Annotated in this window: 14 protein-coding genes; 8 read left to right on the top strand and 6 right to left on the bottom strand. The window is 30.7% G+C overall.

Annotation, left to right across the window (positions count from 1 at the left end):
- Positions 1-5: 5 nt before the first annotated feature.
- The 4 genes from BIV18_RS06065 to BIV18_RS06050 form a co-directional block, all read right to left on the bottom strand.
- Entirely contained in the window at positions 6-1,301 is a 1,296-nt protein-coding gene (locus BIV18_RS06065) for a TRAP transporter large permease (protein WP_075659755.1), read from the bottom strand.
- Positions 1,302-1,796 (bottom strand): TRAP transporter small permease, encoded by a 495-nt coding sequence (locus tag BIV18_RS06060; protein WP_075659754.1) that lies wholly within the window; start codon positions 1,794-1,796, stop codon positions 1,302-1,304.
- A gap of 80 nt (positions 1,797-1,876) precedes the next feature.
- Positions 1,877-3,676: a thiamine pyrophosphate-binding protein gene (locus BIV18_RS06055; RefSeq protein WP_075659753.1), complete on the bottom strand. Its 1,800-nt coding sequence runs from the start codon at positions 3,674-3,676 to the stop codon at positions 1,877-1,879.
- A gap of 77 nt (positions 3,677-3,753) precedes the next feature.
- The gene (locus BIV18_RS06050; RefSeq protein ID WP_075659752.1) at positions 3,754-5,190 is read right to left on the bottom strand and encodes an aldehyde dehydrogenase family protein; all 1,437 of its coding nucleotides are present in this window, start codon (positions 5,188-5,190) and stop codon (positions 3,754-3,756) included.
- 303 nt (positions 5,191-5,493) lie between these two features.
- Here BIV18_RS06050 and BIV18_RS06045 point away from each other — a divergent pair, with 303 nt between their 5' ends.
- The 6 genes from BIV18_RS06045 to BIV18_RS06025 all read left to right on the top strand — a co-directional run bounded on the left by BIV18_RS06045 (position 5,494) and on the right by BIV18_RS06025 (position 10,970).
- On the top strand, positions 5,494-6,384 hold the full coding sequence (locus BIV18_RS06045; protein ID WP_075659751.1) for a LysR family transcriptional regulator: 891 nt from the start codon (positions 5,494-5,496) through the stop codon (positions 6,382-6,384).
- A gap of 139 nt (positions 6,385-6,523) precedes the next feature.
- On the top strand, positions 6,524-7,390 hold the full coding sequence (locus tag BIV18_RS06040; RefSeq protein WP_235860804.1) for an MFS transporter: 867 nt from the start codon (positions 6,524-6,526) through the stop codon (positions 7,388-7,390).
- A complete protein-coding gene (locus tag BIV18_RS10985; protein WP_235860803.1) occupies positions 7,387-7,716 on the top strand; it encodes a hypothetical protein in 330 nt (109 codons plus the stop codon). Before BIV18_RS06040 ends, BIV18_RS10985 begins: the two co-directional genes overlap by 4 nt.
- A gap of 9 nt (positions 7,717-7,725) precedes the next feature.
- On the top strand, positions 7,726-8,643 hold the full coding sequence (locus tag BIV18_RS06035; RefSeq protein WP_075659750.1) for an alpha/beta fold hydrolase: 918 nt from the start codon (positions 7,726-7,728) through the stop codon (positions 8,641-8,643).
- On the top strand, positions 8,640-9,971 hold the full coding sequence (locus tag BIV18_RS06030) for an acetyl-CoA hydrolase/transferase family protein (protein WP_075659749.1): 1,332 nt from the start codon (positions 8,640-8,642) through the stop codon (positions 9,969-9,971). Before BIV18_RS06035 ends, BIV18_RS06030 begins: the two co-directional genes overlap by 4 nt.
- Before the next feature lie 129 nt (positions 9,972-10,100).
- Positions 10,101-10,970 (top strand): LysR family transcriptional regulator, encoded by an 870-nt coding sequence (locus tag BIV18_RS06025; RefSeq protein ID WP_075659748.1) that lies wholly within the window; start codon positions 10,101-10,103, stop codon positions 10,968-10,970.
- Between the two features lie 365 nt (positions 10,971-11,335).
- Here the strand turns inward: BIV18_RS06025 and BIV18_RS11345 are convergent, their stop codons facing one another.
- Positions 11,336-12,556 (bottom strand): response regulator transcription factor, encoded by a 1,221-nt coding sequence (locus BIV18_RS11345; RefSeq protein WP_075659747.1) that lies wholly within the window; start codon positions 12,554-12,556, stop codon positions 11,336-11,338.
- A gap of 129 nt (positions 12,557-12,685) precedes the next feature.
- Between BIV18_RS11345 and BIV18_RS06015 the strand changes: the two genes are divergently transcribed.
- Together BIV18_RS06015 and BIV18_RS06010 are read left to right on the top strand one after the other, a co-directional pair.
- Complete coding sequence (locus tag BIV18_RS06015) at positions 12,686-14,014, top strand: YjiH family protein (protein WP_075659746.1); 1,329 nt, start codon at positions 12,686-12,688, stop codon at positions 14,012-14,014.
- Between the two features lie 20 nt (positions 14,015-14,034).
- Positions 14,035-14,712, top strand: coding sequence for a flavin reductase family protein (locus BIV18_RS06010; RefSeq protein ID WP_075659745.1), 678 nt, complete (start codon positions 14,035-14,037; stop codon positions 14,710-14,712).
- A gap of 201 nt (positions 14,713-14,913) precedes the next feature.
- On the opposite strand, the gene BIV18_RS10770 is transcribed toward BIV18_RS06010, so the two are convergent.
- The gene (locus BIV18_RS10770) at positions 14,914-15,663 is read right to left on the bottom strand and encodes a transposase (RefSeq protein WP_202968684.1); all 750 of its coding nucleotides are present in this window, start codon (positions 15,661-15,663) and stop codon (positions 14,914-14,916) included.
- Positions 15,664-15,728 lie beyond the last annotated feature (65 nt).

The following is a 15,728-nucleotide window of genomic DNA, read 5'->3' as shown; positions in this document are numbered from 1 at the left end:
TATTTTCAACCTCCTAATAAAATTAAACTTATTTTTGGAATGAATGTTATTAAGAGTAAAGCAATTAAAAATGCTATTATAAATGGAATTGCTTTTTTAACTATGCTTTCAACTTTTACACCCGTCAATGAACTAGCAACAAAGAGGTTGATTCCTAGAGGTGGCGTTACAAATCCTATTGCCAAGTTTACAACTAACATTACACCAAAATGTATTGGATTTATTCCATAACTTACTGCTATTGGTAAAAGTATTGGTGTTAATACTAATATTGCTGGAGTTGTATCCATAATCATTCCTACAAACAATAATACTAAGTTTATAACTAATAAAACTGCGATCTTAGAAGAAACTGCATTTGTAATAAATCCTGCTATTATTTCAGGCGCTTTCATGAATGTAAGAACTCTAGCAAATCCAGTAGCTGCTGCAATAATAAACAATATTGTTGAATAAGTACCTACAGATTCTTTTAATATTTCTATAAAATCTTTCAATTTTATTGTCTTATAAATTAAAACTGAAACAATTAAAGAGTAAAAAACCGAAATAACTGCGGCTTCTGTTGGAGAAGCTACACCAGTATAAATACTACCTAAAATTATTATTGGAGATAGTAGTGCCCAAAAACTATTTAAAAATAGTTTTTTAAAGCCATCTTTCTTTACTTCTTTTTCATAAGCTTGTAATTTTTCTTTGTCTTCTCCATTCTTTTTACAGTAATACCAAGAATAAATCATTAGACATAATCCAATTAACAATCCTGGAACTACACCTGCAACAAATATATCTGCAACAGATACTCCCGCACTTTGTCCATAGAATATAAATGGTATTGAAGGAGGTATGATAACCCCAAGACCTCCTGCTACAGCAACAAGAGCTGTAGAAAAAACGATGTCATAGCCTAGATTAGTCAAGACAGGAATAGCCATTGCTCCTACTGCAGCAGTTGTCGCTGGCCCTGAACCTGATATTGCTCCATAGAATAAACAAGTTACAATTGTTGCTATTGGAAGTCCTGCCGTTTTATTTGCTATAAAATACGAGAAAAAATTAAATAGTTTCTCGCTAATTTTTCCTTTTGCCATTAGATTTCCAGATAAAATAAACATTGGAACTGCCAATACTGGAAAACTATTAACTCCACCTATCATCGCTCTAATAATATACTGAGGGTCAGCAGAAAACCAAGGATCTATTAAGTTTGGTAAAATCCCTAACGTTGCCAAAATCATTCCTATAGGAATCCCTGCAACTATTAAAGCTAAAAATAAAATAAATATACTTGCTATAGTCATTTAAGCCTCCTGTTCATCTTCCTTAACTTTATCTTTTTCTTTTATTAAATCAATAAAATTTTGAGTGATTCTTATCATTGAAAGAACTGAACCTACAAAAACAGAAGATTGAACTGTCCACATAGGAATTCCCATAGCTGCAGAAGTTTGTCCGCTTATGTAAGTACTTCGTATTACATCAAAAGAAAATATAGCGATTATTAAAAACAATATAAAAATAATTATTTTATCTATATAATTTAATGCCTTTTGAATACCTGCGGGCATCATGTTTCTAAATTGATCTACCTTTATTGATGCTTTTCTTCTTATACAGTATGGAACGCCTAAAAAAGCTGACCATACAAACAAATATCTAACTAACTCTTCAGACCAAGCTAAAGAATTCCCGAAAACATATCTTGCTACAATTTGAATTCCCAATATAATAGTCATAATAACTAATAAAACGCATAATATGCTTTCTTCAAATTTTTTATCAAGTTTATTTAACATTTTTCACCTCTTTTGTTTTGGGAGAAAGAAATTCTTTCTCCCTTTCTTTTATTGGTTATTTAATATAAACATTTATACTATTAATCTGTGCTTACATGACTTGATCTAGTCGCTTCTCCTGACATTAAATGTCCTTCGAAGACATTATCCTTTGGCGTATAAATATCATTGATATTCCATATTCCATCTGTTGGAACTGGTATATTTTCCATAGGTACATCTAATAAATAAGGTTCATTTGAATTTAATGCTTCTTCAAAGGCTTCTTTAAATTCTTCAGCACTTTTTACTTTTTTAGCTTTTATTCCATAACCTTTGGCAATATCTGCCCATTCTGGATTATAAGGCTCTCCATCAATTTTAAATACAGTACCAAAATTATGATTATAGTGAGATTTTTCAAGTCCAGCAATTGTTCCAAAGGCATAATTATTCATAACTACCCATACAACTGGAATATTGTATTCTTTAGCGCAAGCTAGTACGGAAGGGTTTGTTCCAAATCCGCCATCTCCAATTAATGTAATAACTTTCTTATCAGGTTTTGCAAGTTTTACTCCTAAAAGTGCTGCTGAACCAAATCCCATAGTAGCAAATCCACCTGGGTGAATTATTGTTCCTGGATTTACTATGTCAAATTGTTGACCTACTCCATTTTTATTCCAACCTACATCAGTGCAAATGATTGCATCCTCTGGCAAAACTTCTCTCACATCTTTTAATATTTTTTGTGGAGTCATTGGAAATCTAAGGTCATTTTCAATTTTTTTGTTTGCTTCTTTAAAATCATGTTTAAATTTAGCTATTTCTTCTTTTAAACCTTTTCTTTCTATCGGTCCTGAAATTTCTTTCACTGCTTTAAGAATTTCTTGAAGTGCCAACTTAATATCTGCAACAGCTCCAATTTCAAGAGGATAATTCCTTCCAACTTCTTCTTCTGCAATATCTATTTGAATAAATTTAGTATTATCTTCGTTAAAAGTTACTCCCTTATACCAAGAAGAAGAGTCTGCTTCTGCAAATCTTGTTCCCAATCCTAAAATGACATCAGCATTTGAAGTTTTATCATTAATAAAATCAGTTCCCCAAAAACCTGTCATTCCTAACATTAATGGATGTCTATCAGAAAGTGCTCCTTGTCCCATAAGTGTTCTTGAAACAGGTATATCAAGGTATTCTACAAGTTCTTTTAACTCTTCAGTTGCTTTTGATAAAATAACCCCACCACCTACATGTATAACAGGTCTTTCAGCTTCAACTAATAATTTTGCAATTTTCTTAGCTGTTTCTCTTTCAAGTGATGGTCTAATTGTTTTTAAGTTATTATTTTGAACCCTTTCGAAAAATCTTGTATCTAATTCTCTTGAGAACATATCCATTGGAACAGAAATCAATACTGGTCCTGGTCTTCCAGATTCAGCAAGTCTAAATGCTCTATCAAGTATTTCTGGAAATAATTCTGGAGTATCAATTCTAAAAGCTCTTTTTACAAAAGGTCTATAAATTTCATATTGACTTCCATCTGCATGAAGATTTACTTCTTGATGAGGATGTTTTCCAAAATAATAGCTTGGAACATCTCCCGCAATAACTACCATTGGTATTGAATCGGCTTGAGCATTTGCAACACCAGTAGTTGCATTTGTAAGTCCTGGTCCTAAGTGACACATAACAACGCTTGCCTTACCTGTAGCCCTTGCGTAGCCATCGGCAGCTGTAGATGCAATTTGTTCATGTCTTACAGAAATATATTTTAATTTTTCACTCTTTTCAAGAGCATCGAGCATAGCTATTACAGTATGTCCGCAAAGTCCAAATACATATTTTGTATCTCTATTTTCTAAATATTCAACTAACTGTTCCGAGATGAGTTTTTTCATAATTCCTCCTACGATTTATATTTGTTTAAAAGCCACTTAAAAAGCAGCTTTTAAACATATCTTTTTCTTTTCTATTATTATTCTTGATCCATTCCTTCTACATAAAACTCTTGGAATAATTCTTCAAGTGATGGCATATCTTCTTTAATAGGTCTAGCTACCCAAGTAGTGTTTATATAGTGTTTAAGAGCTATATTTTCAGATACAATATTTCCGCCCCAAGTTCCACATCCCATAGAAGATGTAGCTGGCATACCATTTGTTGCTGATCCAGCATTTCCTTTGTTATTAGGTTGTCTAATCATAATTCTAGAAACAGGAGCAGCTTTTCCAAGTGCATCAATGTGATCATCATCAAATGAATATAGACCACATGAATGTCCCTTTCCACCTACTTCAAATAATGCTCTCATCATATCAAGGGCATTTTCAAAATCTCCTTCATATTTAAATAATGTTAATAATGTAGTTAATTTTTCAGATGAGAAGAAGTGTTCTTTTCCAATGCCTTCCATTCCCCCACCAGTTACCATTAAGAAATTAGCTTCTTCTGGAACTTCAATTCCAGCAGCTTCTCCTAATTTTTGAGGACTAATTGCAACTGTCTTTGGAAGTCTGTGTCCTTCTTCATCCCACATTACTTTTTTAACTTTTTCAGCTTGTTCATCATTTAAAAGGTATCCACCTTCTGCTTTTAAAGCTTCAACTAATTTATCATAGATTGACTCATGGATTACTAAATTTCCATCACATGAACATCCTGATCCAAAGTCTGATGTCTTTGAAATTCTTGTATTAGAAGCTGCTTCTCTAATTCTTTCATCAGTATTAGCAGTTTCATCAATAATAACAGTAGCATTACCTGCACCTGAACCATAAGCTGGTGTTCCTGAACTATATGCTGAGTGAACCATTGCTTTTCCACCTGTAGCAATAACTAAGTCGGCATCAGCCATTAAATATTGAGTTAGTGCAATTGATGGATTTTTAATACATTGAACTATGTCAGCTGGTGCTCCATTTTCTACAAGAGCCTCTCTAATTAAATCAACACATTTATTAGTAACATTTTTTGCTCTTGGGTGAGGTGAGCAAATCATTACATCTCTTGCTTTAACACAGTATATAGCTTGACCAGCTGGTGTTAGACATGGGTTAGTTGTAGGCACTAAAATTGCTAAAAGTCCTGCTGGCTTTGCGTATTTAGTAATTCCTTTTTCTTCATCTACTTCAATAGCTCCAACACTCTTTGCTCTCATACAATCTCTTAGGATTAATTTAAGTTTGTTTCTCTTGTTTCTTTTTGTAACCTTATCTCCTAATCCTGTTTCGTCTACGGCCTCATCACATAACTCAGCCCAAACTTTTGCATCGTATAATTTTGCACATATTGCACGACATAACTTATCTACTTCTTCTTGAGTATAATTTTCAATAACTTTTTGTGCTTTTCTTGCTCTTTCAACTAATTCTTTTAACTCACTTAATTGTTCTTGCGTAACTTCTTTTGCCATAATAATCCCTTCCTTTAATAAATTATTTTTTGAAATTGTTTTCCGTATCTTTATAATATCTTCAAGTTTGTTGATATTCAACGACTTAAAAATAAGATATCGTTTTCCTTCTCTTTAATATTCCGTTCAATCGTTTGATTTTTTCGATTAATTAAAGCCCCATTTTGCCTGTTTTCTTGAAATTTTTCTTAAATTTATCACTATATCATGACAAAATCTTGAAAATAGAGTATTATGTAAATAATTAATCATTCGATTATTTTGCTTGATTGTACAAAATTTTGAAATAAAGGGAGTGATTTTTTGAATATACAACAATTATATTATTTTAAATCATTAGCAAAGTATGAACATTATGGAAATGCCGCAAAAGAAAATTTAATTTCCACTTCTAGTTTAAGTTACTCAATAACATCTTTAGAAGAAGAATTAGGGACAACATTATTTATTAAATCTGGTAGAAATATTAAAATTACTTGGTCGGGAAAAATTTTTTTAGAATATGCAAATAATATTTTAAATAATTATGAAAATTGTCTAAAAGAAATTAACGCTTTTTCAAAGGAGCAATTAAATAGTATAAATTTAATATCCATAGATTCATTAAGCTCTAATTTTATAGCTAATCTATTAAAGGACTTTAATACTAGTTTCCCTAAAGAAAAAATTAACTTTAAGTTGTCACCAGGCACTGACTCAAATTTTGTAGTTGAAAGCGTAAAATCTGGTAAATTTAAGTTTGGGTTTTGTAATAGAAAAGATGATCCTTTAATAATTAATTATTCTTTATTTAAAGAAGAATTTGTTTTAATCGCTCCCAAAAATAGATATCATTTTATAGACAAAATAAGTGACTTTTCTATTTTTGAAAATACTAATTTTGTAGCTTTTAATGAATCCTATCCCATGTACAATGATGTTAAAAAAATATATCAATCCTATAATTTCCATCCAAAAATTCTTTACAATGCTTCATCAGATATACAATTACATTATTTTGTCGAAAACGGACTCGGCCCAGCAATTACATTAAATTCAGAAAAAATTAAACATTCAAATGTAGATGTATTTAAACTAGATAAATTGTTTGAAAGGGATTTCTCCTTTATATGGTTGCAAGGAGCAGAACTCAACAAAAATGAGCTTGAATTTAAAAAATTTGTTATGAGATATTTTAAAAATAAAAAGTTTTAGTTAAAAAACACGCACAATTATGAAAACGTTTCATGATAGATGATTTTTATATATCACTGAGCTTTTTTTATTTTGCTATAATTAAGATTAATAGGACTTTAAGTTTTATTAAATTATAGCGAAAGGGGAAAGCAAATTTATGGAAAATGAAAAAAGTAGAGCAATGGGGAGAGCCTATGTTATTGAAGGAATATTGTTTTTTACCTATGCATTTTTTGCTGTAAACTGGATTGCGGGAAGTACGCTAACTGCAGAGATTGCAAAATTTTTCGGAGTGGATTCGGCAGCGTCTTCATCCTTTGTATCTAATGCAGTAACGATTGCTAAGATTATTGGTAATTTTTTGGCAGCTGGAATTTTAAATAAACTCTTACCGAAAAAGTCCATTGCCATTGGAGGTGGGTTGATTTTCGTGGGAAGTCTATTAGCAGTATTTTCCAATTCATATTTAATGTTTATTCTAGGTAGATTTGTTATGGGCTTTGGTGGCGCAGTATTTGTAATATATTTTGCTCCTGTTGTAATTCATTATTTTACAGATGAACAAAAGCCTACTATTAATGCTTTAAATTCAGTTGCATATAATTTTGGAGCAGTTCTTGCTCTACTTATTGTTAAGCCGGTAATTGAGATAATGAAAACTTGGCAAAAGAGTATGGGCTTTTTTACAGCAATTTCAGGACTGCTATTTATATTTTGGTCGATTTTTGGAGAAGATTTTGAACTTAATAAGACTGGAACAAATGAAGAGAAGATTAATTACACTATTAGTGATACTCTAAAGGATAAGGTAACTTGGTTACTTCCATTTTCTTATTCGGGAGTATTAATACTATATTTAACACTTCTTCAACTCTTCCCTAGAATAGAGGGTGCTGCTATTACTACATCTAAATTAAGTGCTCTTACAGGTATTGGTGGAATTATAGGAACACTTTTTGCTATTGTTCTTTCAAAAAATACCATAAGAGAAAACCTGTCATTATTATTTGTGGTTCTATTATGACTGCTAGTGCTTATTTGATGGTTAAAACCTCTTATCCAACACTTGCTATTGTAGCAGCAATATCTATTGGAATTTTTATGTTCCTTCCAATGACTTCACTAGTTACAATTCCACAAGAACTTCATGGTATGACACCTGCAAGACTTACTGTAGTTATGGGCTTTTTTTGGGCATTATCCTATATTATTGAAACTATAGTGTTCTATCTCTTTGGAGTATCCTTTGATAAAACAGGTTCTTATGAGTTTAGTATTAACTGTGCAGTTCTACTGAGTTTAACTTTCGTAATAGGTGGATTTTTACTTCCAGAAACCGGCAAAAAATAGGGGGATAAAATGATCTATCAAGTAAATAAAAAGAAAATTAGCAATGGAGAAATAATTGCCTATAGAGAAACTGGAAAAGATTTAAAGGAAAAGGAGCCTACATTAATTTTAATTCACGGAAATCAAAGCTCATCTCTTTTTTATGAACATCTAATGAAGGATTTTGAAGACAGGGCGTATATTGTGGCAATAGATATGGCAGGATTTGGAGAGTCAACCTATAAAAATAGTCATATTAAAATTAAGGACTGGGCAGATGATGTTGCGCTATTTATGGATGAAATGAAAATTTCTAATGGAGTGGTAGTAGGTTGGAGTGCAGGAGGGGGAACTGCCCTAGAACTTGCAGCAAATTATAGAGACAAAGTAAATCATCTAGTTCTTCTTGCTTCTGTTGGAGTAAATGGATTTTTACTACCCAAGAGAACTGAAGACCTTACTCCTATAGATGGAGAATTTCTGTATAAAAGAGAAGATGTCATAAAGGACCCTGCAATAATGATTCCTATAACTAGGGCAATCGAAAATAAAAACACAGCTTTTCTTCACAATATTTGGGGAAATACTATTTTCAATCTATATCCGCCTAATGAAGAGGATTTTAATGCCTATATGAAGGAAATTATTAAAGAAAGATGTTTTGTAGATATTAGTGTAGCTTTATGTCAATTTAATATAACTCACGAAAAAAAAGTAGTTGAAGGAAGTGGTAAAATTTCAGATATAGTTTGTCCTGTAACTTGGATTCATGGTAAGAAGGATTTAGTTGTGCCATTCTTTACGGGAGAAGAGAGTATAGAATATTTTGAACGTGAAAAAATTCTTATTCCAATTGAAGACGCAGGTCATGCCAGTTTTATGGACCAACCAGAACTTTTCAATGAAATTTTAGAGAATATTATTAATAAACAAAGGAGAAAGTTATGAATTACGAAGAAATGTATAAAAGTAAAGTAATGACAGCAAAAGAAGCTTTAGAGTTGATTAAAGATAAAGACTATATTTTTTCAGCTCAAGCTGCAGCAGAACCTATTGAAATTATGTCAAATCTTACCCATTTAAAAAATACCGGAGTAAAGGGAGCTCATCTTAATACTTGTTTACCACTAAGGGACTATCCTTATTTTCACGACCAAGAGATGAAAGGTATATTAGATCATAATGCATGGTTTATGTCTGGTGCTTTAAGAAAAGCTTACGAAGAAAAGTTAGTAAGTCCTGTTCCACAAAGTTCTACTTCTATTTTGAGAAAGACTTTACAAAGATGCAAATATGAAAACTGGAGACCTGTAGTAATTTGTACAGTTTCTCCTATGGATAAGAGGGGATATATGACCTTATCTGTAAGTGCCATTTATGAGAGGGATTTAATAAATAATGGAGCATTTACAATTGTGGAAGTTAATCCTAATTTTCCAAGAACCTATGGAGATACTTTAGTACATATATCAGAGGTAGAGGCAATAGTAGAGGCAAATCATCCCATTCCAATTTCAAATCTAGTGCCATATACTGAAAAAGATGCAGTAATAGGAAAATACATTGCTGATCTTATAGATGATGGTTCAACTATTCAACTTGGAATTGGAAATATACCTAATGCAGTTGCAAATGAATTGAAAACAAAAAAACATCTTGGTGTTCATACAGAAATGTTTACAGAAACTATGGTGGACTTAATAAAATGTGGAGCGGTGGACAATTCTTTAAAAACTATTGATAGAGGATACTCAGTTTGTTCCTTTACAATGGGAAGTCAAAATCTATATGATTTCTTAGATAATAATCCTTCAGTGATTTTTAAATCCTGCACCTATACTAATGATCCATATACTATTGGAAAACTTGATAATTTTGTTTCTATTAATGCAACCCTTGAAGTAGATTTATATGGTCAAGCAGCATCAGAAACCGTGAATGGTATGCCGTGGTCAGGTACAGGTGGACAATCTGAAACAGTCATGGGTGCACAAAGATCAAAAGGTGGAAAGTCCATTTTAGCAATGCATTCTACCTATAGTACTAAGGATAAAAATGGTAACGAGGTTCTGCACTCTAAAATAGTTCCATATCTTGCAAAAAATTCAGCCGTTTCAACGAGTAGAAATGACACAGATTATATAGTTACAGAATATGGAGTAGCATGGCTTAGAGGACTTAATATAGGACAAAGAGCAAATGAACTCATTAAAATTGCACATCCTGATTTTAGAGAAGAGTTAACTAGACAGGCGGAAAAGTATAAGATTTGGTGATTTAAGAAGGACTGTCTAAATATGGTTACCCTAAAATGACGGTCCTTTTTTTGTACCTTTATTAAAATTTATGATAGGATAATAGTGTGATTTATAAGCCTTCTTAGGAAAGAAAGAAAAGGGATTCTTATGATAGTAAATCATCTACGCTATTTTATTGAAATTGCGAAAACAAAGAGTTTTACAAAAGCTGCAGAAAATTTATTTATAAGTCAATCTACAATAAGTAAGGCAGTTATAAGTCTTGAAAAGGAATTGCAGACTCCCCTTCACGAGCCTGGAAATCATAAGTTTGTTCTAACAGAAAGCGGAAAACTACTCTATGATTTTGCAGTAGATGTTATCGATTACTATGAGGAAAAGGAGAAAATTTTAATTAATAAAATAAATAGGCAGAATATTCCACTTAATCTAGGACTACCGCCAACTTCTGGTAGTATTTATTTTTTCAGTTTAATAAATGAGTATCGCAAAAAATACACTGATATAGAGCTAAATATTTTTTCAATAACATCCATACATATGAAAGAAAAATTATTAGCTGGAGAATTAGATCTTGGTATTGTCATTGAGCCCTTTGAAGATGACAGATTTATTAAAAAGATCGCCTATACATCAGAGGCTGTTTTAGTAGTTTCTGAAAAACATCACCTTTCAAATAAAAAAGTAGTAGATTTTTCCACTCTTTCAGAGGAGAAATTTATTCAAGTAACTTCTGAATTTCAATACAATGGTGTTTTTGTAGAACAGTGTAAAAGAGCAGGTTTTAAACCGAATATAATTTTTGAAAATGATCAATGGGATATGTTGTTGGAAATGGTGGCAAATAACCAAGGTGTTACAATTTTACCTAGACCACTGGTGGAAAAATATATTTCTAAAAATGCAAGATTCATTCGTCTTAAAAACCCTAAATTTCCTTGGAGTTTAACTGTAATCTATCGTAAAAATGCCATTCTAACAAAATCAATGGAAAAATTTTTAGACTTGGTTAAATAGTTTTGTAAAATTATCCATAATAAAAAACACTAAAGATTGTGAATTCTGTACTGACCTCTTAAATCCTTGTTCGGACTTAGGAGTCAGTACACTTATTTGCACAAAAAAGTTAGCATAGCTCTAAGAAACAGAAAAGTAATATTTTAATATAAAAGAGTTTCAAGTGTAGCGTTACAATTGATGTGAAACCAAATAGAAGAAAAATAGAGAGATATCCTATATAATTAATTAACCAAATATAAAAAGAAAGGACACTCTCTATGAATACAATTATATCAAAAAACCGGGGATTTTAAATTTTTCTCGTCTTTTTATTTATTGGGACTTTTGCAACAGCCCCTTATGTATGACTTTATGAATTTATATTATTTAGAAACAGAATAACTACTTGTTTTAAACTTATTTCTATACTCTTTTGGACTTAATTCGTAATTCTCTTTAAAAACTTTTGAAAAATATGAGTAATCATTAAAACCAACATCTATAGAAATTTCATAAATTGGCTTGTCGGAATTTATTATAAGTTTTTCTGCATTATTAATTCTAGTTTTTATGAGATATTTTGAAAAATTTATGCCAATATGTTCTTTAAACATTCTAGAAAAGTGACTCTTGCTATAACCTACCACCATTGCAATTTGATCAAGATTAATGTCATCCATATAATATTTTTTCACATATGCCTTTGCGTTATTAATTGCAAGTTCGTGTTCATCCTCTCTTTCCAAATTAGAACATATTAAATTCACTACTTTTTTTAGTGTACTATTTATATCAGAAATGTTATTTGCATCAACTATGGTTTCTATTCCTTTTATGGTAATAACAGATAAATTAGATTTTGAATGCTCTCTGTTAAAATAATTTATAACTTCAACTATAAGTCTTATTACGTTAGATTTTATATACTCCTCTGTCATATTTCTTATAATCATTTCATCTAACATCATGTCAATAAGTTCATAAGAACCTTCTTTATCTTGAAAACCTATTTTTATTAATAATCCGTAAATTCTTTTATCAATTTTCGATTTGTAATTTTTGTTTATGCTTAAATTCTTTGCACGCGGTCTTAAAATTTTTCCTCTACCCTCGCCAAAAATATTTTCAAGAGAGCTAAAGGACTCCTCGTATCCTCTTGCAATGTCTTTATTGCTTTTGCAATAGGAACTTATGCCTATGCTAACTGTATGACTTATATATTTCTTTAACCCATTTATGATTTTTTCTGCAACAACTTCACTTAGCTCATACGCTTTATCTTCGTCACGTTCTTGGCAATCCAAAAATATTATTATTTTATCAGTCCCAGTCAAAGTCGTGGAAATAGTTTTAAAATCTAAAAGAATTTCTCGCGTATAATCTAAAAGTTTTTTCTTAATATTATAGCGATACTGATTATCTCTGTTTCTACAAATTTTCCAAAAATCATCGTACATAACAGTAATTATATAGTTCGTATTTAAATCAAAATCATATTCTTTAAATGTAGACTTAAATAATTTTGCTCTAGATAAATCTCCATATATTAAGTTGTGAATATACTCCTTTGTAATAATATCGTATAAAAGTAAATTGTTCTCCAAAATTTTTCCCACCTATATAAATTGCTTTATCATAATTACATTATAAAGCAAAAATTTTAAAATCAAAAGCAATATATTCCATATATTTTAATTTTGGAAAAGGATATTATTTAATCAAAGGAGGAATCTATGAACGAAAAAACAATATCTAAAGAAAAGCTTTATAAGAATCCCAAATTATTAATAAAGTTTATTCTATTAAGTGCAATTGGAATATTTGCATTTTTTACACCAATTGAGGTGAATGGATCTTCAACTATTCCACTAGAATATGTTATTTCACTTTTTATCAACACTTTTCCTAAATTTACAACAGCTTATGCCTTTATAATAATTATGCTTGGAGCAATAAGACCATTTGTAAAGGGAACATGGAGAAAAGATAAAGTTTCAGTTGTCTTTTCTATTACAAAACTTGCGGGAGCATTTTTTACAATTTATTTATTTTCAGGTTTTGCGCCTGAAGCAGTGGCAAGGGATGACCACGGTCCCTTTTTATTTAACTCGCTAGCAATTCAAGTTGGTACACTTATTCCAATTTCAGCAATTTTTATTACTTTCTTAATGGATTATGGCTTTATAGACTTTATAGGAAACTTTTTGAGACCTATAATGAGAGCAATTTGGAAAACTCCTGGTAGAACTGCTGTAATTGCAGTAGCAGCTTTTATGGGATCAACTGCTGTTGGAGTTATGATGACAGATGATTTATACAAAGAGAGAAAGTATACTCTAAGAGAAGCAATAGCGGTAGTAACTGGCTTTACTACAGTTGCTATTTCATTTTTAATTGTTATTGCGAATACAACAGATTTAATGGCTTATTGGAGTGAGTATGTGTTTGTTTCGCTTTTTGTTACTTTTACACTAAGTGCAATAACTGTAAGAATCCCACCAATCTCCACAGCATCTAACAAGTATTATGAAAATAAAGAAGGTTACTCTGAGGAAAAATTGGAAGGAAATTTATTTTTTGCATCTCTTAACGAAGGTCTTACACTTTGTAAAGAAGCAGGTCCAATTATACCAAGAACTACAAAAAATGTGTTAGATTCATTTAATTTAGTTTTTGAAGTTCTTCCAAATTTTATGTCTATTGGACTTATTGCACTTATAATCGCAAATTACACACAAGTATTTGACTATTTTGGATACATCTTATACCCCGTTACACTTTTACTTAGAATACCTGATCCATTGTTAGCGGCTAAAGCGGCAATGCTTGGACTAGCAGAAATGTTCTTACCAGTAATGGTAATAACAAAAGCACCTATTGTTACAAGATTTATAATTTCTGTAATGAGCGTTGCACAAGTAATTATGTTTTCAACTACAATTCCTACAATTGTAGCTTCTGAAATAGAGGTATCGATTAAAGATTTAGTTATAATATGGTTTGAAAGAACTGTATTTTGTTTCTTAATTACAACACCTATCGCATATTTAATAATAAAATAAAACTTTAAAAGGAGAAATTTATGTTTTACGAACCTAAAAAAAATAATCACGGATTAAAAAAGAATCCATTTAAATCATGTACAATCCCAAGAGCAATTGGTTGGATTTCTACAAAAAATATAGATGGAACAGATAATATTGCTCCATATTCACAATTTACTAACTTAACTTTTGACCCACCACTAATATTATTTTCAGCTAATCAAAATGTTTTTGATGATAGAAAAAATACTGTTAAAAACATTGAAAGAACTGGCGAATTTGTTTACAACATGGTTTCAGAAGATCTTGCAGAAGCAATGAACAAATCCTCAATTGCTAAATTACCTAAAGGATTTAAAGACAAATTTGAATACTGTGGACTTGAAAAAGTTAGTTCAAAAATTGTTGACGTTGCAAGAGTTAAAGAATCTCCTGTTCAATATGAAATCAAATACGTTCAAACAATTAGACTACCAGGTATTGACACAATTAACACAATTGATATTATAATTGGAGAAGTTGTAGGAATCCACATTAAAGATGAATTTATCACTGATGGAGACAAGGTAGATGTATGCAAAATTAGACCAATAGCAAGACTTGGTTACTTTGATTTCACAGTTGTAGACAATTCTTTCACAATGGATACACCAAAAATTGATCCAGAAAAACAAGCTCTTGTTGACAAGGGACTTGAAGGTATTGCTGGAAAATAATTTAATATCTTTTTGTAAGGAAAATTGATAAAGGTGATGTTGCAAAATAGACAATTCTATTTTGCTCATCACTTTTTTTGTTAAATATTTGAATTTAGCCATTATATTTTCCGATTTAAAAAAATCTTTTAGATAGATTTTTCCAATTTCCCTTAAAAATGGGGACACATAATAAAGCTATACTTTTGAAAAAATTTTTTCTTAAGCAGCTTTGTATTTTATGATTTCTAAGTCTTTTTTTGTTATTTTTGATGCTAATTTATTTAGGTTTAAGGATATTGATAAAAGATTTATTTCACTTATTACATTCGCTTTTCCCTTATGGTGAAATCTATTATAGGATAATCCATCTTTTATTTTAGAAAATGCTCCTTCTGTTTGGATCAATCTGTTTATTCTTTCTTCTATTCCTTCTTTTGGTCTTATATTTTTTAAGGATTTTTCTCTATGTTTTTGAAAGGTTTCTGATATATAGATTCCTTTTGTTTTTTGTCCATTTGTATTCCAATCAAAGCATCTATATATCTTTGTTGTCGATATGTATCCACTTTTCTTTTTTGTATGTTTGTCTTTACATCTTATGAATTCTTTTCCTTCTGGTGATGTGTACTTGTCTTGTTTTTCATCATATTTTAGGTTCTTTCTAAACTCCATGTCTTTTTTGTATTTTCTTGTTTTTGATTTTTTATAGTTTGATGGTTTTATGTATGAGTCTAATCCTTTTTCTGCTAAGAATACATAGTTTTCTTCGTTTTCATATCCTGCATCTGCTACTATTTTATTTAGTTTGTTTGGATATTTGTCTAATAGATTTGTTAGGAATGGTTTTAATGTATACATGTCACTTGGATTGTGTGATATGTTTTCTCCTATGATAAAGCCTGATGCACTTGCTAGTTGTACGTTATATGCCGCTTTAAGTTGCCCATTTTTCATATGGTCTTCTTTCATTCTCATAAAGGTTGCATCATGGTCTGTTTTTGAGTAGGATTTCTATATTCTCCCATTATTTCTAA

Origin of the sequence: Peptoniphilus grossensis, from assembly GCF_001940285.1 — a bacterium.
GTDB lineage: Bacteria > Bacillota > Clostridia > Tissierellales > Peptoniphilaceae > Peptoniphilus_A > Peptoniphilus_A faecalis.
Note: the sequence above shows the minus strand (reverse complement) of the source record. Positions and strands in the feature narration are given on the sequence as shown.